The organism is Desulforadius tongensis (assembly GCF_016907915.1).
Classification (GTDB): Bacteria; Bacillota; Desulfotomaculia; order Desulfotomaculales; family Desulfohalotomaculaceae; genus Desulforadius; species Desulforadius tongensis.
This window is the reverse complement of the sequence record NZ_JAFBCW010000016.1, coordinates 40557-60616: the sequence shown is the minus strand read 5'-3', so window position 1 is coordinate 60616 and position 20060 is coordinate 40557. Positions and strand designations below refer to the sequence as shown.

Below are 20060 nucleotides of genomic sequence, written 5' to 3'. Positions count from 1 at the left end.
GGTTTCAATTCCTTATAGGTAGGTTAGAAACCCTTTGGTTCATGGTTTATAGTGCAGGCAGAGGGGTTTCAATTCCTTATAGGTAGGTTAGAAACCCTTTGGTTCATGGTTTATAGTGCAGGCAGAGGGGTTTCAATTCCTTATAGGTAGGTTAGAAACATGTTTTAGAGGTTATATTTGAAACCGCCGGCAAGCGTTTCAATTCCTTATAGGTAGGCTAGAAACTTGGGTTCATCGCTTTTCGCAAGGGTATAGCTTTTATGTTTCAATTCCTTATAGGTAGGCTAGAAACTGAAATAAATAAAGCTATTGAGTATGATGTTAGATGTTTCAATTCCTTATAGGTAGGCTAGAAACGATGAGGAATTATACCAGCTCGCAATATTGGCGGTGTTTCAATTCCTTATAGGTAGGCTAGAAACCCTCCCGGTGCAATTGCTTTATGGCATGCGCTCATGCACAGTTTCAATTCCTTATAGGTAGGCTAGAAACCGTCCCATATCAGCAAATCAGTTTCCTTCATAGCCTGTTTCAATTCCTTATAGGTAGGCTAGAAACGGCAAGAATTCTGGGCATATCCCTCAGACAATACATGTTTCAATTCCTTATAGGTAGGCTAGAAACTGTGGAAGTTACCAGCAAGGAAATGGCCCTGAATATTGAGTTTCAATTCCTTATAGGTAGGCTAGAAACATAAATACCAAGATGTAGTCAGAATAGTTGCAGAACGTTTCAATTCCTTATAGGTAGGCTAGAAACCCATTAAAAAGCGCTTAATATCTGCATTTTAGTTTATACAATACTACTTCCAAAAACAAGCATTTCATCTTCGGTTTTTCCAACATACCAGTTAAATCAATACATTGGAGCTATTAATAAATGTCGTCGATCCCCCGGAAAAATTACACTACCGGGGGTCGACGACATTTTTTAGTATATCTGATCTTCCCTTGATAAATTAGACAATAAGTTAAGCGCTTTTCTCATACAGTCCAGTGATAAATGAAGTCTTATTCGGTTATAGAAACTTTCTAGTATTCAAATATACCCGGCGGCTCAGCTTATTTTCAGCAGCCGGTATGGTATGTCCCGGGTTTACCGCTGCTTTATACCTGCCCTTTTAAATGGCTAATGCCTGCTGATCTCATAATACGCTCAACGCTTCAATACCCCTGCCGGCCCTGCACCAGGCATAATAATACCCCGGGAAGCCTTGAGGACTTGGCACATCCTCTCAACATGGAAGTCCTCCATGCCTTCCCGGGTAAACCGGCATTCTCCACCGTTTTCAGCACATCTAGTTATTTATGCTGTACACTAACCGTTGACATGCGTTTTTATTCCTTCGCAGCATCATATGCTTCAATTCCTCATAGGTAGACTAGAAACCGACGGGCTATAAACGGATTTTAAGAGGGGGTAATGTTTCAATTCCTCATAGGTAGACTAGAAACTGGAACTGGGCGATCTTGCCCATGGTATTTGATACTTGGGGTTTCAATTCCTCATAGGTAGACTAGAAACGCGGACGGCTCCATAAAGTACGAGCCATATCCCGAGTTTCAATTCCTCATAGGTAGACTAGAAACTTTTATTGCTATCGATTATTTATCACTTCCTTTACGTTTCAATTCCTCATAGGTAGACTAGAAACCCATTAAAAAGCGCTTAATATCTGCATTTTAGTTTATACAATACTACTTCCAAAAACAAGCATTTCATCTTAGGTTTTTCTAACTTACCAGTTAAATCAATACATTGGGGCTATTAATAAATGTCGTCAATCCCCCGGGAAAATTACACTACCGGGGATCGACGACATTTTTAGTATATCTGATCTTCCCTTGATAAATTAGACAATAAGTTAAACCGCTTTTCTTTGTTTTTATAATTTCTGGGCTCATACAGCCCGGTGATGACGGAATTACTCCGTGTGCTCCCAGGTAACCGGCATCCCCACCATTTTCAGCATCTTCTATTATTTATACTATCCACTCTTTACCGGCTGTCCATTAAACCGGGAAAAGGACAATTCCTCATAGGTAGGCTAGAAACTAAAACATCATAAAAAATATCCCGGGCAGGTCTCGGGTTTCAATTCCTCATAGGTAGGCTAAAAACCAACCTTTTCCAATATGTCATATTCCGATGTAAGACCCATGTTTCAATTCCTCATAGGTAGGCTAGAAACTGATATTCTTTTTTGTTTTTTCCCAGCATTTTTTTATGTTTCAATTCCTCATAGGTAGGCTAGAAACAAATTTTACAGCCTCGTTTCTATCTCTAGCTACTACAGGTTTCAATTCCTCATAGGTAGGCTAGAAACTAAATTTGAGGTTATCGCTAAGGGAAGCACCACGAAGTTTCAATTCCTCATAGGTAGGCTAGAAACGAAATATACAGCTGAGTTTAAGGTCCCCAAAAGTTCAAGTTTCAATTCCTCATAGGTAGGCTAGAAACGTTTTTGAATATGAATTAAAACAATATGGTTTAGACCTGTTTCAATTCCTCATAGGTAGGCTAGAAACCTACCCATCCATTATGGCAAGGAACACTAGTGTCATGTTTCAATTCCTCATAGGTAGGCTAGAAACCCATTAAAAAGCGCTTAATATCTGCACTTTAGTTTACACAATACTAATTCCAAAAACAAGCATTTCATCTTCGGTTTTTCCAACATACCAGTTAAATCAATACATTGGAGCTATTAATAAATGTCGTCGATCCCCCGGAAAAATTACACTACCGGGGGTCGACGACATTTTTAGTATACAGGTTTGGGTTGATAGGTTCCGTTAAAAACGGCCCCCTTTTGGGCGGCCGTTTTTTTAAAGTTACTTAGCCGGCAGCAGGTGGCATCATGCCGTGGTGGAAAACGTAAGATACCACCAGGGCAATGGGTGCAATAATCAGGAACAGGGCAACGGCGTATAACAGTGCCATTCTTCCCATACCCTTTAACTTGCTGAAGTCGGTAATGATACCAATGCTAACAAAAGTAAGCATAAACATCATCTTCCGCATGGGGCTTTGAACGGTTTTGGCTCCTACCATGGCAGCATCAATTAAGTCCGGCAGTAATACCGCTATACCTACGTAAACAAGCCACGTAAAAATGTAACCCAGTACGAATTTGGGGAAACGGTACCAGATTTCTGATTTGCCCACCGTTAGCTGTCCCGGCTTTCGTTCCACCTTATAGACCCAGATAATAGCTAAAACAAAGGCCCAGAGACCGATAAACATGTCAATCCATACTTTGGTCATAATCGCCGATGTTAAAATCCAGCCTTCCTGCCACATGGTTCCAGCAGCGGCAGCCTTAGCCCGCATCATTTCGTCCAGCACCGCACCGGCCGCCGCATCGGCACCGTCAGTTTTAACCGTCATACCCATGGCAGCACCGGCAACGATCGGTTCATGGTCCAAAGTAGCTGTATACAGCGGCGGCAAAATCAGAAGCTCAATCATTGCAAATACAACGATGAGCATGGAAACCATAACCGGAATAATTGGTCTGGCGCGAATGGCCCCGGCTGTGGCCACTGCTGCCGATACCCCACAAATGGAAATACCGGATGCCAGGGTGGCAGCCCACTGCCGCGGCAGTTTGAATACCTTTCTGCCCAAAGAGTAAACAATGGGCCAAAACAGCATATAAGCCACAAAGGTAGCAGCCATACCGGCCAGCGCCAGCTCAAAGGTAAAGCCGGCCGCCTGCATGGTCATTAATCCTACTTTAATACCCAAAAATACAATGGCTGTTTTAATATACCATTCCGGCTTGGCTGCTTCGTAAAGGGTTTTGGCAAATCCCTTTGTAAAGTTACCGATAAACAGCCCCACTAACAGGGCCAGGATGTAGGAAAATCCGCCCCCCAATGCCAAGCCCCAGGTAATACCGTACTTATCCCAATCCTGGGGCACCGCTTTAAAGTGAGCTTCGTGGCCGATAAACCAGCAGGCCCAGGTGATGGCAAATATAATCGTCCAACCGTACAAGAACTTTTTAACATTCAATTTCATAAAATAAGCACCGGTGGTAGTAAGAGCAGTAAAAACAATATAAGTTATCAGCAGTGATAAAAGCGGGTGCATATCTTTATAAGCCTTACCGGAGGCGGAAAGACCGTCTGCCGGGTTAACCCAGGTATGGGTTTTAGCCATCCAACCTACCAAGTCTACACCGGTAATAGAAAGCAGACCGGCAAAGAACATTATCAGTCCCAACCAGACCGCCCACCAGTCTTCTTGGGTAAGCATACCGGAATACCATTTCCTATTTACACTTGCCATTATATCCCCCCTTTAGTTTGCATTATCAAAACACCGCCGACAGCTAAACTTCAATGGAATAGTACCGATTAAAGTAATGCGCAGCATATTGTCTGATCCAAGTAGGAATAGTGTCAAAGTCAAACCCCATAAAAACCGTAATTTTTGATCCCCGGTTAAACGTTCCCCTCTCAATAACTGCTTTTTCCAGCCGTTCTTCCATTTCCGCCAGCGTTTCACCCCGAACACTAAACTCTTCGTTGCGGGCAATCCATTCTTTTCCATCGTGAGTAAGAATCAGTTCTATATCCGCTTTCATTGCGTACACCCCATTTCCTGTGGGATACGGTACTGTGATTTAAAGGAGTAATTTGTTAATTAAAATACCACCAATTATAAGAACCCCTATACCGATACCTAAGCTGTAAATGACCAGTTTCGTTTCCCATGGTTCCCATGGTTCAGGCGATTCGATGTCCTGGCCGGGACTAAAATTTGCTGTCAGTCCCCCTTGAAATTCCTCTTGTTCTTGAATTTTTGCTTCCGGCATCCACATTCCTCCTTTCTTATTTCCCCACCGCACAGCCGGCGGGTATTTATTGTTACGGCGCGCTAAACACCGTAATGGGCCCGATTTAATTTTTAGCGAATTAATTCACTAACTGGTCATTAAGTATATTGAATACATTATTACAGGCTTTCTAGAAGTTATCCACTGGCTGCTGGAATTATTAAAATAATTGTGCTAAAAAGGGGTTTAATTTGTGAGCTTACATGATGAAAAAAAGGTGATGTGAAAAAAGCGGTTTTTGAAAGTGTTTTTATGTGCGTGAAGCTGCTATAAAACAAAACCTTATTTGGTTATAAATCTATCACAGCTTGGTAGGTTAGTCAATATGGACAGAATGTCCCGCAATTTCCTGCCGTTCTAACTTTTTCGCTTCATTTAATAAACCTATAAATTATTTTATTATATTTATGTTAATTTATGCATTACCCAAAAATTCCACAGCATATGTACCGCATAAACCACCGCCAAAGCCGCCGGAATACCGCTGTGATCGATTACCATTTGGGCTAACCAACCATAAAACGCGTGTGTCGCCAAGGCCGCAAAACCGGCAGCAGCACCCCGGCGATAGGTTTTTAACTCCCAAAGGGCTTCCACCGCTCCAAACAGGGTATGGGTTAGCATTACCGGTGCACCAACAAGCACAGCCAACCCGGTTTTAGAAAGTTCTTCCACCGCCGGCCCGAGGTAAATCACCGCTTTATGGTTATATATATTAAACAGCCGCCCGTTAAGCAGCCATGATATACCGGAAGCCGCCAAAGCCGCTAAAAAAGCTTGGCTCACGCCATGCTTTAACGCCGGCGAGAGCCAACTGGAATCCAATTTTATATTTTCCACCAGTTCAAGCAAATAATACACCGTTTTTCCCCCGGTCAGCGATTATATTTATTCATAGCCGTATTAACGTCCCGGCACACCAGGACATGCACGGCCTTTACCGCATCGGAAATAACGCTGTCAATTTGTTTCATCTCTTCGGTCGAAAAATTCCCCAGCACGTGTTTTATACTGTCTTCACTCCTGCCGATGCCAATTCTAATGCGGGCAAATTTTTCTGTGCCCAGGTGAGCAATAATCGATTTCATACCGTTATGCCCGCCGGATCCGCCCTGGGGCCTGATACGCAGTTTCCCCAGGGGCAAATCCATATCGTCATAGATAACTACAATATCTTCAGCACTTAACTTGTACCAGCGGGCCAGCATCCCCACTGCTTCCCCGCTCAGATTCATGTATGTTTGCGGCTTAACCAGCAGTATTTTTTCACAGCCTATTTGCGCTTCACCAATTAAGGCTTTAAATTTATTTTTATTCACCTCTGCTTTTAGTTCCTCTGCCAGCCTGTCCACCGTCATAAATCCCACATTGTGACGAGTTTGGCTGTATTCCGGTCCAGGGTTTCCCAACCCCACAATCAATTTCATCTGCCTTACCTCCAAAGTTGTCCTTTTTTCTCTGTCAATTTTACCCCAAGGCAGTTAAAATTGACAACCCGGAGGGGGAGGGGGAACGAAAGAATTAAGCCTCTTCCTGGTGGACAGCTTCTTTGTTCTCCGCCGCTTCCTCAGCTTCCTTAGAAACGGTCTCCGGTTCAGCGGGCCGGGTATAAGCTGCTAAAGCAACCACCGCCCCGGGGTCGGTGGTAACTTTTACTCCCTCCGGCAGGTCTAAATCCGCCACATGTACCGCTTCCCCCTCTTTTAGGGATGAAATATCCACGGTAATGCTTTCCGGTATGGCCGCGGGCAGGCACTCAATATCCACCGTCCACAGTTGATGCTGAACGGTCACCCCGCCTGGCAAATCCGGTTTTCCCACCAGCTTTATTTTAGCGGTGGTTTTAATTTTGTCCGCCATGGATACTTTTTGAAAATCCACATGGGTAATTTCATTGCGCAGCGGGTCGTGCTGCAGGTCCCTTATCATTACCCTATGGGTATTTTTATCGTCACCTTTAATCCTTAAATCAATTAATTTGCTGGTACCGAAGTTCTTGATAATCTTTTTTATTTCTCCGGCATCCACTGCCAGCGACATGGAACCTATTTCCCTGCCGTACACTACACCCGGTATTTGTCCCCTTCGGGCCAGCTGGTTTCGAGTATGTCTGCCGCCCTTGGAACGCTCTTCCACTTCCAAGTTAATATCTGCCATATAGATACCCCTCCTAAAAATATTAAGAAGTTATTATCATTATTCCCTAAAATTGGTCATATCAAACTTTGGCCGGGCATATCATGAATTAGAACAACCCATGAAGCCGAGGGGGTTATTAAAGTGATTAAAAGCAGACGACTTGTTGGCATGCCGGTAATCAGTGTCGGTGAAGGCAATGAAATAGGAAAAGTGAAGGACCTGGTAATTAATCCCGATTCTAAGGTGGTAGCGGCTTTAATTATAGAGGAAAAGGGCTTCCTTAAGGGACAAAAATTTATTCCTTACAGCAAGGTATCCAGCATAGGCAGTGACGCCATCACCATAGAAAAAAGCAGCAGCGCAACCAAAGGGGCCAGTATTCCTGATATTGTCCAGCTGACCAAGGACAAACATTCACTGACCGGTTGTAAGGTGGTAGCTGAAAAGGGCACAGTGTTGGGAACGGTGGAAGAATATTATATCAATGTCGAAGACGGATCCCTTTCCGGGTTCGAAATATCGGGCAGTTTCATCAGCGGCATTATGTCCGGACGGGCTTTTTTAGACATTTCGCTGGTGCGCACCATTGGTAAAAAAATACTGGTGGTCAGTAATGATGCCTCAGAAAATCTTGTAAAAATTGACGGCGGGTTGTGGGAAACTTTAAAAACTATTAAAGATGCCGGCAGCAGTCTTTGGGAAACCACCGTTGTTAAGGCCAGGGAAGTAACCGGTACCATAAATAAAAGACTGGAACAGTTAAAAAACGAAAGAAAAAAAGCCTTAGAACACAGCGACCAGTGTCAATGCAGCAGTTGTGCTCCCAGCACCCCTTCTCCAAAAGAAAATAACCCACAAACCGGCCCAGCAGGTGATGAGGAAAAAATTTCAGCCGCTGTACAAAACAATCCACAGGAGGAACAAGCTGCAGCGGATGAAAAAAAAGCGGAAAAAGATGAAAATCACTCCCACCAAAAATAATAAACCCCCGGTGCTGCGGGAAAAATAGTAAAAAAGCACCGGGGGTGGTATTATGTCCGCTAATTTCACCGGGCGCCCGGATGATTTTATAACCGGGTTCCCCAACCGCAGTTATGACCGGTTTTCTGCGCTGGAAAATAAAGATCAGGAAGAAGAAAAAGAGACTAATGATAAATAACGTCTGTGCAGGTTGTCGATAAAATCGACAGCCTTTTTCCATTTTGCTACAAAAATATATTGACGAAAGTAAAATAAAGTTTTATTCTATTCATAGATACATTTATATATTTCTATGTTTTTTTATGGGGTGGTTTGGTGAAAGAAAAGATTGAAATATTTAAGGCCCTTGCTGATAAAAACAGATTGCTGATTATTGATATGCTGTCCTGCAGGGAGCTTTGCGCCTGCGACATAATGGAAGGATTAGATCTTACACAGCCCACTATCTCACATCATATGAAAATACTTCAGCATGCAGGGTTGGTCAATTCCAGAAAAAACGGTAAATGGATGATATATTCATTAAACAAGGCCGCTTTTAATGATTTATGTGCTTATATTAACTATTTATCATCATATAAAGAAAACTGTATTTGTAAAAAAGTTTTAAAGCCAAAGGAGGGGGATTAATAACCAAAAAATAAAGATGCCTTCTTATAATGTAAACTAATGTAAACGGAGAAATCACCTGGGTAGCAAAAAATGCCTCTGTATGCCTCTGTATAAAAGAAAAAACTTAATTCACGGAAGGATGGTTAATGTGTCTGAGGAAAGTAAACAGCAAGGCCAGGTTTTGGATTTTTTTGGAAGGTATTTAACAATTTGGGTGGCCTTATGTATTGTTGCAGGGGTTGCCATAGGACAGTTATTCCCAGCTTTCCCACAAACTTTAAGTAAATTTGAATATGCACAGGTTTCCATACCGGTTGCTATTCTTATATGGCTTATGATTTACCCCATGATGCTTAAAATTGATTTTTCCAGCATAGTTGAAGCAACCAAAAAACCCAAAGGATTAACGGTAACATGTGTTACAAACTGGCTTATAAAGCCTTTTACAATGTATTTAATTGCCGCATTTTTCTTTAAGGTTGTTTTTGAAGCCTTTATACCGGCAGATTTGGCAACAGATTACCTGGCAGGGGCGGTACTGTTGGGAGCAGCCCCCTGTACAGCTATGGTTTTTGTGTGGAGTCATTTAACAGATGGAGATCCAGCATATACTTTAGTTCAGGTTGCAGTAAATGACCTTATACTGTTATTTGCCTTTACACCAATTGTTGCATTTTTACTGGGAGTTTCCGATGTTCTAGTACCTTATGACACGCTGCTTTTATCAGTGGTATTATTTGTGGTAATACCGCTAGCAGGGGGATATGTCTCCAGAAGGTATATAATCCAAAATAAAGGGTCGGATTATTTTGAAAATGTGTTTCTTAAAAAGTTTAATAATATAACGATTATCGGTCTTTTATTAACGCTGATAATAATATTCTCCTTTCAAGGAGAGGTTATTATTAATAATCCATTTCACATTGGATTAATTGCAGTACCGCTTATCATTCAAAGCTTCTTGATATTTATTTTTGCTTACGGTTGGGCACGGCTTTGGAAGCTTCCGCATAATATTGCAGCACCAGCTTCAATGATAGGCACAAGCAACTTCTTTGAACTTGCCGTTGCTGTAGCCATATCATTATTCGGACTTCAATCTGGCGCTGCCTTGGTCACAGTAGTGGGAGTATTAGTAGAAGTACCGTTGATGCTTACACTTGTTAAAATAGCAAATAATACCAGAAATTGGTTTAAAGATATCTAAAATACCGCTGCATAAAGTCTGCGACTAAGGGTGATTTATCATGAAAAAAAAGTTGCATTTGTTTGCACGCATAATTCATGCCGTTCCCAAATGGCAGAAGGATGGGCTAAAAAATTAGACAGTGATGTACTGGATGTGTATTCGGCAGGTACAGAAAAACATCCCGAAGTAAAACCTCAAGCAGTGCAGGTTATGGAAGAAGCGGGAGTTGATATGAGTAAGCATTATCCTAAACTACTTAGTGATATACCAAAAGAAGTAGATATTTTAGTAACTATGGGGTGTAATGTAGTTTGTCCCCACGTGCTGTGCAAGCATTCAGAAGACTGGGGACTTGAAGACCCATCCGGAGGGCCAATTGAAGGATTTAGGAAAACAAGAGATATTATTAAGAAAAAAGTGGAAGATTTAATTTTAAGGGTACAACAAGATAATTTGTAATAATTTTAATTTAACCTTCAATCGAGTAGAAAGGAGTGATTAACTCCTGTCCTCTCACACCACCGTACGTACCGTTCGGTATACGGCGGTTCATGTTGTGGAACGAAGTTTATCGTAGCGCTTGACTAAACTCTTAAGTCCTTGTTCTCGCCAGAAGGTGAGTGAAAGGGCTTTATTTACTTGCGGAGTATTTGATAAGCGCCATATTCCTTTTCGTGAGCTACTTATTAATACAGCCCATTTTTTGGGTATTCCCAGTGTAATTAGTTTCTTTCTCTTTGTCTTAGGTGTCAATTCTCAAATTAAATTAGTATTAATAGGCGTAAAAATGACCCAAATTCTCAAATTAAAATAATAACTTTAAAAATAATTCTCAAATTACGGTAGCATTCAACTTGATAATTACTATTTTAGGCATCATCGATAAATGCTATCAAATACGTTTGTTTTTTAGACTTACCCACCTTGATCCAGGGCCGTACATAATATCCGTTTGCCACAGTTCATTTATAAACTGATGGGCAAAGCGCTTCAGCAAATACCAGAAAACAATTGGCGCAAGCCCATCTGTATAAACTTCAAGTTATCTAAAAATCTTTTAATATAAAAAACTAGGTGCTGCTTGTTCCAATAGATATTGCTATACATTGATTTGATAAGTCTTAAAATCCCTCCTTCGACCGGTCAAGGTAAAAAAATACAATATAGCCATAAAGATAAGTCCTATGGAGTACTGGAAGTACGGCAGACAAAAAGAGGGCAGGTAAGAAAAAGTATTCCCGCAGTAGGGGCAGTAGTAACGACGAATTAGGATTTTGTTAGAGAAATCCTGACAGATATAATTGCGGCTGTAGAGCCCATGCTTTTTAGGTGGTATTTGTACAAGACGGCAGGATTAAGGCAGCTTTCAGGTTGTAGAAAGGGAAATTTTTTACCCGTATCGAAATATTCTTTTGGGGTTAATGAAGTTAAAAAAATTTGCTGCATGAGTAATCACTCCCGCAACAAATTTTATAATATTTTTGTACCAAAATAAAATGAGAATTTTTCGCAAATTATTTTAGCATTAAAATTATTTGCAGATTATTTAATTTGAGAATACGAGGGTGGTTTAGACATTTTTAATTTGAGATTTTACACCTTGCCTTAAGCTAATGTTTACTGCTACCTTTAACGTTCGGGACTTCCACCTTATAGACATCGCCCATGCCGGGCGCACATAAAACACCGCTTTCAAACCTTTCGGTATAAAAGCGGTGTTTTCTTGTTTCTTTTTTTATTTCCTGTTGGCGCCGCGGGCATGGGGGCTTGCCTATGCGTCAAAAAGTTTGCTTACAGACAGGTCTTCATGAATGCGAATAATTGCTTCTCCCAATATTGGGGCCACCGAAAGTACTTTAACCCGATCAAAAAGTTTTTCTTTAGTCAAATGTATGGTGTTGGTAACCACCAGTTCTTTAATCACTGAATTTTTCAATCGTTCAACGGCCGGCCCGGATAATACCGGGTGGGTACAGCAGGCATAAATTTCTTTCGCTCCCCGTTCCAACAGGGCTTCGGCACCTTTGGTAATAGTGCCGGCGGTGTCAATAATGTCGTCTATCATGATAACCCGCTTATCTCTTATTTTACCGATGACATTGGTTACCTCCGCCACATTGGGTTCCGGACGGCGTTTATCGATGATGGCCAGCGGTACACCCAGCCGTTCTGCCAGATCCCGTGCCCTGGTCACTCCACCAATATCCGGAGAAACAACCACCAGGTTGTCTATTTCATTCCGCGTGAAATACTCTGCCAGTATAGGCACACCCGGCAGGTGGTCCACCGGAATATCAAAGAATCCCTGTATCTGCCCGGCATGCAGGTCCATGGTTATTACCCGCCTGGCACCGGCAGCATATAACAGGTTAGCAATAAGTTTTGACGTAATGGGATCCCTAGCCCGGGCTTTACGGTCCTGACGGGCATAGCCGTAATAAGGAATGACCGCGGTAATGCGCCTTGCCGAAGCCCGGCGGATAGCATCTATCATCACCAGCAGTTCCATTAAATGTTCATTTACCGGGGTAGAGGTGGGTTGAATAATAAAAACATCCGCCCCCCGGACACTTTCATTAATTCTAACCCTTATTTCGCCATCGCTAAACCGGCCTACATTGGAATCACCCATGGTTACTCCCAGGTATTGGCATATTTCTTCTGCTAATTTTCTATTTGCATTACCAGTAAATATTTTTAACCGCTTGTTTCCCGAAGACATTTACTTTACCTCCAAAATAATGCTTTGTATATTATTTACTGCCTTTTTTAACCCAGTTTTCTTTGTTTATCTGTCGTCCCCTGGCCACACCCAGCGCCCCCCGGGGAACATCTTTGGTGATGGTGGACCCGGCAGCAATCACCGCTCCGGCGCCCACTTTTACCGGTGCTACCAGGTTAGTATTACTGCCTATGAAGGCGCCATCATTAATCTCGGTACGGTGTTTTTTCTTTCCGTCATAGTTACAGGTAATAGTTCCAGCACCCACATTAACATCTTTACCGATAATTGAATCTCCTATGTAAGATAAGTGCGGCACCTTACTGTTATTACCAATTTCAGATTTTTTAACCTCTACAAAGTCACCGATTTTTACACCGGACCCCAGTTTGCATTCCGGACGAATGTAAGCAAAGGGACCGATGGTACAGCCGGGACCTATTTCACTGTCCATTACTACTGAATATTGAACCCGGCAGCCCGGGCCAATTATACTGCTGACAATACGTGTATTAGGGCCGACATAACAGCCGCCGGCAATTTTAACATCACCCTCAAGTATCGTTCCGGGGTACAGCACGGTATCCGGTTCTATGGTCACTGTACTGTCAACATAGGTAGCTGCTGGATCAATTACCGTTACACCGTCATTCATCAGGCGATTCAGCACCCTGGCGCGCAGTTCTTTTTCCGCCGCTGCCAGCTGCTGGCGGTTGTTTACACCCATCACTTCACGGGGATCATTACAAAGGCTGGCCGCAACAACTTTGTTCTGCCGGTTATAAATTTTGATTATATCCGGCAGATAATACTCTCCCTGGGCATTGTCAGAAGAAATCTGCTTTAGAGCATCAAACAAACCGGGCACTGCAAAACAATAAAACCCGGTGTTAATTTCCTGCACCGCCAGTTCTTCCGGCGTTCCATCCTTCTGCTCTACTATGCGATCTACCCTGCCTTGTTCGTCGCGAATCACTCGCCCGTAACCGGTGGGGTCTTGCATTACTGTAGTCAGAACGGTGGCCGATGCTTGATTATCTGCATGACACTTTACCAACTGGGATAGTGTTTCCGGGGTTATTAACGGTGTATCCCCACACACTACAAGTATATGGCCGGGAAAGGACTCTAAAATGCCGGCAGCCTGCATTAATGCATGGGCTGTCCCCAGTTGTTGTTCCTGGTATACCACCTGGGCACGGTTTCCCACAAAGGATTCCACCTGCTCTGCCCCATAACCTGCTACAACAACCGTTTTTTCCGCACCGGCCTTTACAACAGCATCAAGCACATGTCCCAACATCGGCTTGCCACCCACCTGGTGCAACACTTTCGGCAGTTTGGATTTCATTCTGGTACCCTTACCAGCTGCTAAAATTACTGCCGCAAGCCGCATTCGGGAACCCCCTTTGTACCATAATTTAGTTCTCGAAAAAAATGTTACACAATTATAACATTCAACACTGAATACAGTATTCCTCTATATCCTGACATTTTTGCACAATATAATCTATAAAAATACAAAAGGGAGCAAAGCTCCCTAATTAATCCTAATTTATTAAATTGCCTGAGAATTTACTGCTGAATTAAATGCCTCTAAAACTGCGGATTGAATAATTTCCCTGGCTTCTGAATTAATGGGATGGGCTATGTCTCTGTACTCACCACTGGGAGTTTTGCTGCTGGGCATAGCGACAAATAAACCGTTTTGTCCCTCCACTACTTTTACGTTATGTACCACAAACATGTCATTTAAAGTAACTGAAACAATTGCTTTCATTTTGCCGTCGGGAAGAATTTTTCGTATTCTTACATCCGTCACCTGCATATTTTTCACCACCTTCCCACTATACTATGATGTATATTTTTTTAGTTAATTGAATCTTCTGCATTGTATCTCAAATTCCTTCCTGGATTTTCATATTTTTTAGAAAAATATTCCTTGTTAAATATTTACTCTGAATTCCAACTGTTTTCAAAATAAAAAGCCCCGGGCATTGTTAAGTACTAACACCCAAGGCTTCCATGGCCAGTGAAAGGTCACTGGGTTTATCAATATCCACCCCCAACTCTGGGAAACTGCATATCACTACCCTGCCCCTGATACCCAGTACCGCCGATGCCTTTTGTTCAACTTCCTCCAGGGTCAAGCTGTTGGTTATAAATTTTATTAAAAATTTAACCCCCAGCATGCCGCACAGTTTCAAGGGGCTTTTTCTCATCTCAACAAATCTTTGTCCAATATCTAAACATTTGGGCACCACGGCCGGGTTAACCATAAAAACATTGCCTCCGGTAAAAGTTCCCTCTCTCAGTTTAACGTAAGTTCTTTTAACCAGCGGGAATTTTTTCTCTACCGCGTCTTTGGGTACTGCCGGAAAGTACAGATCACTTTTACAGTCACCGCACAAATTAATAAAGTTGTCTATCGTTTCGGATGTAATGAGCGGTATATCCGATGTAACCACCAGGGCTCTTTGGGCATTGGGTAGGTGCTGAAAACCGTAATATATATTTTCCATTACTGTTTTTTTGGGCGCCACCACCTTAACCCCGCGGGGAGATAAAAGGGCCGACAGTTCCCTGGGCCCCACCACCACCACCTGCCCAATTTTTTTAGACTGCCTCAATGCCTCCACAACATATTCCACCATGGTGCGTTCTCCAATGGGAATTAATGCCTCAAATTTGGCACTGCTGCAATCTTTAAGTAGCCCGTCGTTGGGACTGCCGGCCAGTACCAACGCATCTATCATTCATCTTCAAACTCCTTTAGTTTTTTAATAGCGCTTAACATGCTGTTCTCTGCATTTTCAATATGCTGGTAAGCCAGTTGGGCCGCTCGATCGGCATCGCGCTCAGACAGCGCTTCCACAATTTGCTTGTGTTCCTCCACCGCCTCTTTAGTACGGCCGGGCAGTGCCAGTGAAGTGGCCCGGAATCGCTGCAGCTGCTCTTTAAGATGAGTAATAAATTGTACTAATTTTTCATTACGGCTGGCCTTGTATATGGTTTCGTGGAAACCGGTATCCCTGGCCACCACCGCATTAATGTCCTTACCGTCGGAAACTTCGTTTATGGATACGATGGACTTTTCCAGTTGATCCAGTTCTTCATCTGTAATTCTCTCTGCAGCCAGCCTTGCTGCCAGGGCATCCAATGCCGCCCGCACTTCAAAAACATCTACGATATCTTTCATCGAGATACCGGCCACATAGGCCCCTTTACGCGGCACCATCACCACAAGCCCATCCAATTCTAATTTACGGATGGCTTCCCGTACCGGGGTACGGCTCACTCCCATTTCTTCTGCCAACTGTATTTCCATCAGGCGCTCGCCCGGCTTCAGTTTGCCTTTGATAATGGCATCTCTAAGGGTTTCAAAAACTATTTCCCTCAGCGGCTTATAATTGTCCAGTTTAATCGGTACCAACCGTGGTTCTTGTTTCATTTTTTAAATTATCCCCCTTAACGCTTCTTTAAACTATTATTATTACATTTTCTATAATAAATTTCCTCCCATTGAGCCGGCGAAGGAATTTTAGCGAAGGTTACAAAAGCCGCCGGCCCAGTAAGATACCATTTTTCAGGTAGATCAAGACAGGGTGGCGGTGGCAATTACCCGGGCGCCGGGTATCTTCAGCCTACCGGCAATTTCACGGGCCTGTTCCTCGGAATCAGTTAGTCCAAAAATTGTAGGGCCGCTGCCCGACATCAGCACCCCGTCAGCCCCGGCTTTCTTTACAGCCTCTTTAATTTCCTGCAACTGAGGATGCATCTGTAAGGTTACATACTCCAGGTCATTAGCCAAGTTTTTTGCTATTCCGGCAATACTTCCCTGCTGCAGGGCAGCGATCATCGCAGCTGTATCCGGCCGTTCTCCTAAACAAGCACCGGCCCAGCCGCGGTAAACCTCGGCGGTGGAAACCCCAAAGTGAGGTTTAACCAGCACCACTCCCATTTCCGGCGCCCCGGGCAACGGGGTTAGCTCTTCCCCCTTACCCCTGGCCAGGGCAGTTCCTCCCCACAGGCAGAAGGGTACATCCGCCCCCAGCTTTTCCGCCAGCTGCAGCAGTTCCTGCTTGGTTAATCCCAAATCCCATAATTTATTCAACCCCAGCAGTACAGCGGCAGCATCGGTGGACCCCCCCGCCAGGCCGGCAGCCACCGGTATACGTTTAACAAGATAAATAAAACACCCTTTGCTGCAGCGGGTATACCGTTTAATAACTTCCGCCGCCCGGTAAGCTAAATTATCCCGGCCGGCCGGGACAGCACCTTGAACGCTTAATTCAATGCCTTCTTTACGCTGTTCAATGGTTAACTCATCATGTAATTCTAAACTCTGCATTATCGTTTCCAACTGGTGATAACCGTCACTTCGTTTGCCCAGCACCTTTAACGTCAGGTTTATTTTGGCATGGGCTTTAAGCTTTAACTGCAAAAGATAACCTCCCGTGTCTTTGTCATTAGAAATAATTAGCGCTGGAAAGCCAAAATTCCTGCCTCACACCCCCGCCGGCATTTTAGGGTAGACAATATGGCACCACAGGGGTGAAAAAGCAGCCAGCTTAAAGATACCATTTTTCAGAAACAGCTTAAATTACAAATCCAGTAATTTTTTCTTCTGCAGCACAATATATTCATAAGAGAACCCCATACCATTAATTTATTGACCAGTTAACCGGTCCCAACCATAAGGAGGGAATAATAAATGATTAACAAAAACATTACGGCCACCAAATACCTGCTGGTTAATACCGCCATGAAAAAAATAGAATTTTACCAGGGCAGTCGATTGGTAAAAAGCTATCCCGCCGCGGTGGGAAAACCAACCACCCCCACTCCCACAGGGCAGTACAAAGTAGCCACCAAAATTTATCACCCGGGAAAAGAACTGGGCACCAGGTGGATAGGTTTATCAATACCCGATGGAAACTACGGTATTCACGGCACCAACAAGCCTTCCTCCATCGGAAAAGCTGTTTCCAACGGGTGCATACGTATGTATAACAAAGATATTGAGGAACTGTTCCCCAGGGTCAATATCGGCACCCCGGTAATCATTACCGCTTCAGCCGAATATACCGCACCCGGCAAAAAGCACACCTCCGCCGGTTACCAGCAGGAACCGGATTCCAAAGATCAGCCCCCGCCGGCAGAAGCACCGGAACCGGCGGTAGAAAACACCTGGGAAACAGCAGAAAAACACCCAGAATACCCGGAATATGATACCGCTCTGCCAACGGAAGAAACCCAAACCGAAAAACAGCCTGAAAGCAAAGAAACGGGCCAAACACCGGTGGAGGGATTTGAATACATTGTAAAGCCGGGGGATACCCTGTGGTCAATCGCCCGCAGCCACGGCCTGCCCATCCGGCAGTTGATAGAAGCTAATAACCTGGAAAACCCAAACTGGCTTTACCCGGGACAAAAGATTTTCATTCCCAGGAAAAAAACATTTTAACACTAAAACAAGGCTATTGTTTGCCCTGCCAGGGTACAGCAGCCTTGTTTTTTTATTTCTTAAACAGTATTAACCATGCACCACCGGCCATTAATAACGCTCCCAGCACACGGTGCCAGGTAAAGGGAATTCGCTCCATATCAAATAAACCGAGGTGATCTATTAACCCGGCAGTAAAAACCTGGCCGATAATAATGGCTGTGGTGGCAGAAGCAACCCCAACTTTAGGTATGCTGCGTACAACGGTGTAAGTTATTATTATACTAAGCACCCCACCCAGGTATGTATACCAGGGGCCCGACAGCCATTTTGTCCAGTCAAAAACACCCATTTTAAAAACAAAAACCATCACTGCAACAACAATGGTACCAACAACATGTACTATTAAAGTGGTTTCCCACATTCCAATAATCTTACCCAGCGCAGAGTTCAAAGTACCCTGCAGGGCCATGGTCATCCCGGATAACGCGGCTATTACCAGGGCCAGGGCTCTGCCTCCCAATGGTCTCCCCCCCATTTCAAAATATATAGCAGGCTTTAACAGCCTGCTTAGCTTAACACGCTGGTATCATGCCCCAATGACTGCAGCGTTTCTACCAACCATTCCCACTGAACCTCAGATGGGCTGTAATCTATGGTCACTGTTTTATCATCAAGATTGGCCTGAACCTTTTTCACACCATCAATTTGACCCAGGTAGGTTTCTATTTCTTCCTTGTCTTCTAAACTAAAAAGTCCACCAACTTTAAAAATTTCCCTGGCCACGTTACCACCTCCCAATGCATGTTCTGCTGTGAATATATTTTCTTCCTTTGCCGGGAGATTTATTCCGGATATCTGCAAAAGTTAAACTTAACCAGTATATAGTAAGATACCGTTTTTCAAGGCAGCAATAAAACCAAAAAAATCCTAAGTGTTACCTTAAATTTTTTTAAGGCAAAAGCACTTAGGAAATATTCACAATTCAGCCCTCAAATTTTAGTGCCGTCAATGACGAAAAAATATTTTCTCCGCATTGATCAGGCCGTACCCCTGTTCTTCAGCACTCAGTCCGGGCAACCGCCGGCAGGTGTTTTTAAACACCTGCATTACCTGCGGTAGTTTCAAGCGCGGGTTTAACTCCAACATCAAAGAAATCAAGCCGGTAACATGGGGTGCAGCCATGGAAGTACCGCTCTGTCTTTGATAAGATTGATGTATAAAGGTTGAATATACTTCCGACCCCGGTGCCACCACTGTAACCTCCGGCCCACGGCTGGAAAAAGAGGATATCCGGCCCCTTTTATCAATGGCCCCCACCGCTATTACTTCCGGGTAGGCACCGGGATAATCCACCGAATTGTTAGTGCCATCATTCCCGGCCGCTGCCACAAGTATAACGCCTCTTTCAGCAGCCTTTTGCACCGCTTTCCGCAAACTCAGTTTATCGGTATCTGTGCCCACACTTAGATTTACTACCTGCATTCCATTGTTAATGCACCATTCCAGCCCCTTTATTATATCTACCAGCGACCCCTCACCACTGCGGTCAAGCACTTTTACCGCATAAAGATTAACTGTAGGGGCAGCGCCGATAACGCCTTTATTATTATCTTCAGCGGCTATAGTTCCGGCAACATGGGTTCCATGACCGTTATCGTCATCTGGCTTTTCAGCGGGTTCCAAGATGTTCACCCCACCCTTGATATTTCCACGCAAGTCAGGATGGTCTAAGTCAACTCCGCTGTCTATCACTGCCACTTTTATTTTTTTACCCCTGGATACTTCCCAAACCTTATGGGCACCAATTTTAGCTATACCCCAGGGTATAAGTTGATCCCCTTCATCAAAGGTCCCAAAGTACGGCCATTTACCATCTATTTTTACAGGCCTCAGCTTGATACGAACATTATCCTCCACCGCCAGCACATCCGGCATATCACGGAAAATTTTATCCTCCATGCCCTTGGGTATATTACAGGCAATACCATTAATCACCGGCAGCGGTTGTATTTTTTTCACTCCCGATCTGGTAAGCAGCTTAACTAGTGGGGAAGCCATCCCGTACCGGCTAATAACTGGCACCCTAAATAAAATTATTTTTTCCACCGTCTGCCCCCCGAAC

22 protein-coding genes and 3 CRISPR repeat arrays are annotated in these 20060 nt (G+C 43.7%); of the genes, 6 read left to right on the top strand and 16 right to left on the bottom strand.

The window, feature by feature from the left end:
• Window position 1: 1 nt before the first annotated feature.
• A CRISPR array of direct repeats spans window positions 2-759; the repeat unit is 30 nt; unit sequence GTTTCAATTCCTTATAGGTAGGCTAGAAAC.
• A gap of 599 nt (window positions 760-1358) precedes the next feature.
• A CRISPR array of direct repeats spans window positions 1359-1654; the repeat unit is 30 nt.
• A gap of 370 nt (window positions 1655-2024) precedes the next feature.
• A CRISPR array of direct repeats spans window positions 2025-2594; the repeat unit is 30 nt.
• 244 nt (window positions 2595-2838) lie between these two features.
• The 6 genes from JOC37_RS07915 to JOC37_RS07890 form a co-directional block, all read right to left on the bottom strand.
• Window positions 2839-4296, bottom strand: coding sequence for a putative sulfate exporter family transporter (locus tag JOC37_RS07915; protein WP_204617775.1), 1458 nt, complete (start codon window positions 4294-4296; stop codon window positions 2839-2841).
• A gap of 43 nt (window positions 4297-4339) precedes the next feature.
• Window positions 4340-4594: a DUF5395 family protein gene (locus tag JOC37_RS07910; RefSeq protein WP_204617773.1), complete on the bottom strand. Its 255-nt coding sequence runs from the start codon at window positions 4592-4594 to the stop codon at window positions 4340-4342.
• 39 nt (window positions 4595-4633) lie between these two features.
• Window positions 4634-4825: a hypothetical protein gene (locus tag JOC37_RS07905; RefSeq protein ID WP_204617771.1), complete on the bottom strand. Its 192-nt coding sequence runs from the start codon at window positions 4823-4825 to the stop codon at window positions 4634-4636.
• Window positions 4826-5251: 426 nt separating this feature from the next.
• The gene (locus tag JOC37_RS07900; protein ID WP_204617770.1) at window positions 5252-5707 is read right to left on the bottom strand and encodes a hypothetical protein; all 456 of its coding nucleotides are present in this window, start codon (window positions 5705-5707) and stop codon (window positions 5252-5254) included.
• A 14-nt stretch (window positions 5708-5721) separates the two neighbouring features.
• Window positions 5722-6273 carry an aminoacyl-tRNA hydrolase gene (gene pth, locus JOC37_RS07895; protein ID WP_204617768.1) on the bottom strand — a complete coding sequence of 184 codons (552 nt, stop codon included), beginning with the start codon at window positions 6271-6273 and terminating at the stop codon, window positions 5722-5724.
• A 94-nt stretch (window positions 6274-6367) separates the two neighbouring features.
• Window positions 6368-7003 carry a 50S ribosomal protein L25 gene (locus JOC37_RS07890; RefSeq protein WP_204617766.1) on the bottom strand — a complete coding sequence of 212 codons (636 nt, stop codon included), beginning with the start codon at window positions 7001-7003 and terminating at the stop codon, window positions 6368-6370.
• 123 nt (window positions 7004-7126) lie between these two features.
• Here JOC37_RS07890 and JOC37_RS07885 point away from each other — a divergent pair, with 123 nt between their 5' ends.
• From JOC37_RS07885 to JOC37_RS07870, 5 genes are all read left to right on the top strand, one after another.
• Window positions 7127-7966, top strand: a complete 840-nt coding sequence (locus tag JOC37_RS07885) for a PRC-barrel domain-containing protein (RefSeq protein ID WP_204617764.1) — start codon at window positions 7127-7129, stop codon at window positions 7964-7966.
• Between the two features lie 52 nt (window positions 7967-8018).
• A complete protein-coding gene (locus JOC37_RS13470) occupies window positions 8019-8144 on the top strand; it encodes a hypothetical protein (protein ID WP_274380932.1) in 126 nt (41 codons plus the stop codon).
• 137 nt (window positions 8145-8281) lie between these two features.
• A complete protein-coding gene (locus JOC37_RS07880) occupies window positions 8282-8596 on the top strand; it encodes a metalloregulator ArsR/SmtB family transcription factor (protein ID WP_204617762.1) in 315 nt (104 codons plus the stop codon).
• Window positions 8597-8726: 130 nt separating this feature from the next.
• Window positions 8727-9785 carry an ACR3 family arsenite efflux transporter gene (gene arsB / locus JOC37_RS07875; RefSeq protein WP_338017364.1) on the top strand — a complete coding sequence of 353 codons (1059 nt, stop codon included), beginning with the start codon at window positions 8727-8729 and terminating at the stop codon, window positions 9783-9785.
• Between the two features lie 33 nt (window positions 9786-9818).
• Complete coding sequence (locus JOC37_RS07870) at window positions 9819-10226, top strand: arsenate reductase ArsC (RefSeq protein WP_338017365.1); 408 nt, start codon at window positions 9819-9821, stop codon at window positions 10224-10226.
• A 640-nt stretch (window positions 10227-10866) separates the two neighbouring features.
• Here the strand turns inward: JOC37_RS07870 and JOC37_RS13695 are convergent.
• From JOC37_RS13695 to ispE, 7 genes are all read right to left on the bottom strand, one after another.
• Window positions 10867-11103, bottom strand: a complete 237-nt coding sequence (locus JOC37_RS13695) for a DUF6431 domain-containing protein (RefSeq protein ID WP_420797284.1) — start codon at window positions 11101-11103, stop codon at window positions 10867-10869.
• Between the two features lie 435 nt (window positions 11104-11538).
• Window positions 11539-12489, bottom strand: coding sequence for a ribose-phosphate diphosphokinase (locus JOC37_RS07865; protein WP_204617757.1), 951 nt, complete (start codon window positions 12487-12489; stop codon window positions 11539-11541).
• A 31-nt stretch (window positions 12490-12520) separates the two neighbouring features.
• A complete protein-coding gene (glmU, locus tag JOC37_RS07860) occupies window positions 12521-13885 on the bottom strand; it encodes a bifunctional UDP-N-acetylglucosamine diphosphorylase/glucosamine-1-phosphate N-acetyltransferase GlmU (protein WP_204617755.1) in 1365 nt (454 codons plus the stop codon).
• 162 nt (window positions 13886-14047) lie between these two features.
• Window positions 14048-14317, bottom strand: coding sequence for a septation regulator SpoVG (gene spoVG, locus JOC37_RS07855; RefSeq protein WP_204617753.1), 270 nt, complete (start codon window positions 14315-14317; stop codon window positions 14048-14050).
• 172 nt (window positions 14318-14489) lie between these two features.
• On the bottom strand, window positions 14490-15245 hold the full coding sequence (locus tag JOC37_RS07850; RefSeq protein ID WP_204617751.1) for a nucleotidyltransferase family protein: 756 nt from the start codon (window positions 15243-15245) through the stop codon (window positions 14490-14492).
• Complete coding sequence (locus JOC37_RS07845) at window positions 15242-15940, bottom strand: GntR family transcriptional regulator (protein ID WP_204617749.1); 699 nt, start codon at window positions 15938-15940, stop codon at window positions 15242-15244. Before JOC37_RS07845 ends, JOC37_RS07850 begins: the two co-directional genes overlap by 4 nt.
• 144 nt (window positions 15941-16084) lie before the next feature.
• Window positions 16085-16933 carry a 4-(cytidine 5'-diphospho)-2-C-methyl-D-erythritol kinase gene (gene ispE / locus JOC37_RS07840; RefSeq protein WP_204617747.1) on the bottom strand — a complete coding sequence of 283 codons (849 nt, stop codon included), beginning with the start codon at window positions 16931-16933 and terminating at the stop codon, window positions 16085-16087.
• Window positions 16934-17203: 270 nt separating this feature from the next.
• Here ispE and JOC37_RS07835 point away from each other — a divergent pair, with 270 nt between their 5' ends.
• A complete protein-coding gene (locus tag JOC37_RS07835; RefSeq protein WP_204617745.1) occupies window positions 17204-17956 on the top strand; it encodes a L,D-transpeptidase family protein in 753 nt (250 codons plus the stop codon).
• Between the two features lie 52 nt (window positions 17957-18008).
• Here the strand turns inward: JOC37_RS07835 and JOC37_RS07830 are convergent, their stop codons facing one another.
• The 3 genes from JOC37_RS07830 to JOC37_RS07820 all read right to left on the bottom strand — a co-directional run bounded on the left by JOC37_RS07830 (window position 18009) and on the right by JOC37_RS07820 (window position 20044).
• On the bottom strand, window positions 18009-18458 hold the full coding sequence (locus JOC37_RS07830) for a DMT family transporter (RefSeq protein ID WP_204617744.1): 450 nt from the start codon (window positions 18456-18458) through the stop codon (window positions 18009-18011).
• 47 nt (window positions 18459-18505) lie between these two features.
• A complete protein-coding gene (locus JOC37_RS07825; RefSeq protein WP_338017363.1) occupies window positions 18506-18721 on the bottom strand; it encodes a heavy-metal-associated domain-containing protein in 216 nt (71 codons plus the stop codon).
• Between the two features lie 222 nt (window positions 18722-18943).
• Window positions 18944-20044 (bottom strand): S8 family serine peptidase, encoded by a 1101-nt coding sequence (locus JOC37_RS07820; protein ID WP_204617740.1) that lies wholly within the window; start codon window positions 20042-20044, stop codon window positions 18944-18946.
• Window positions 20045-20060: the final 16 nt, after the last annotated feature.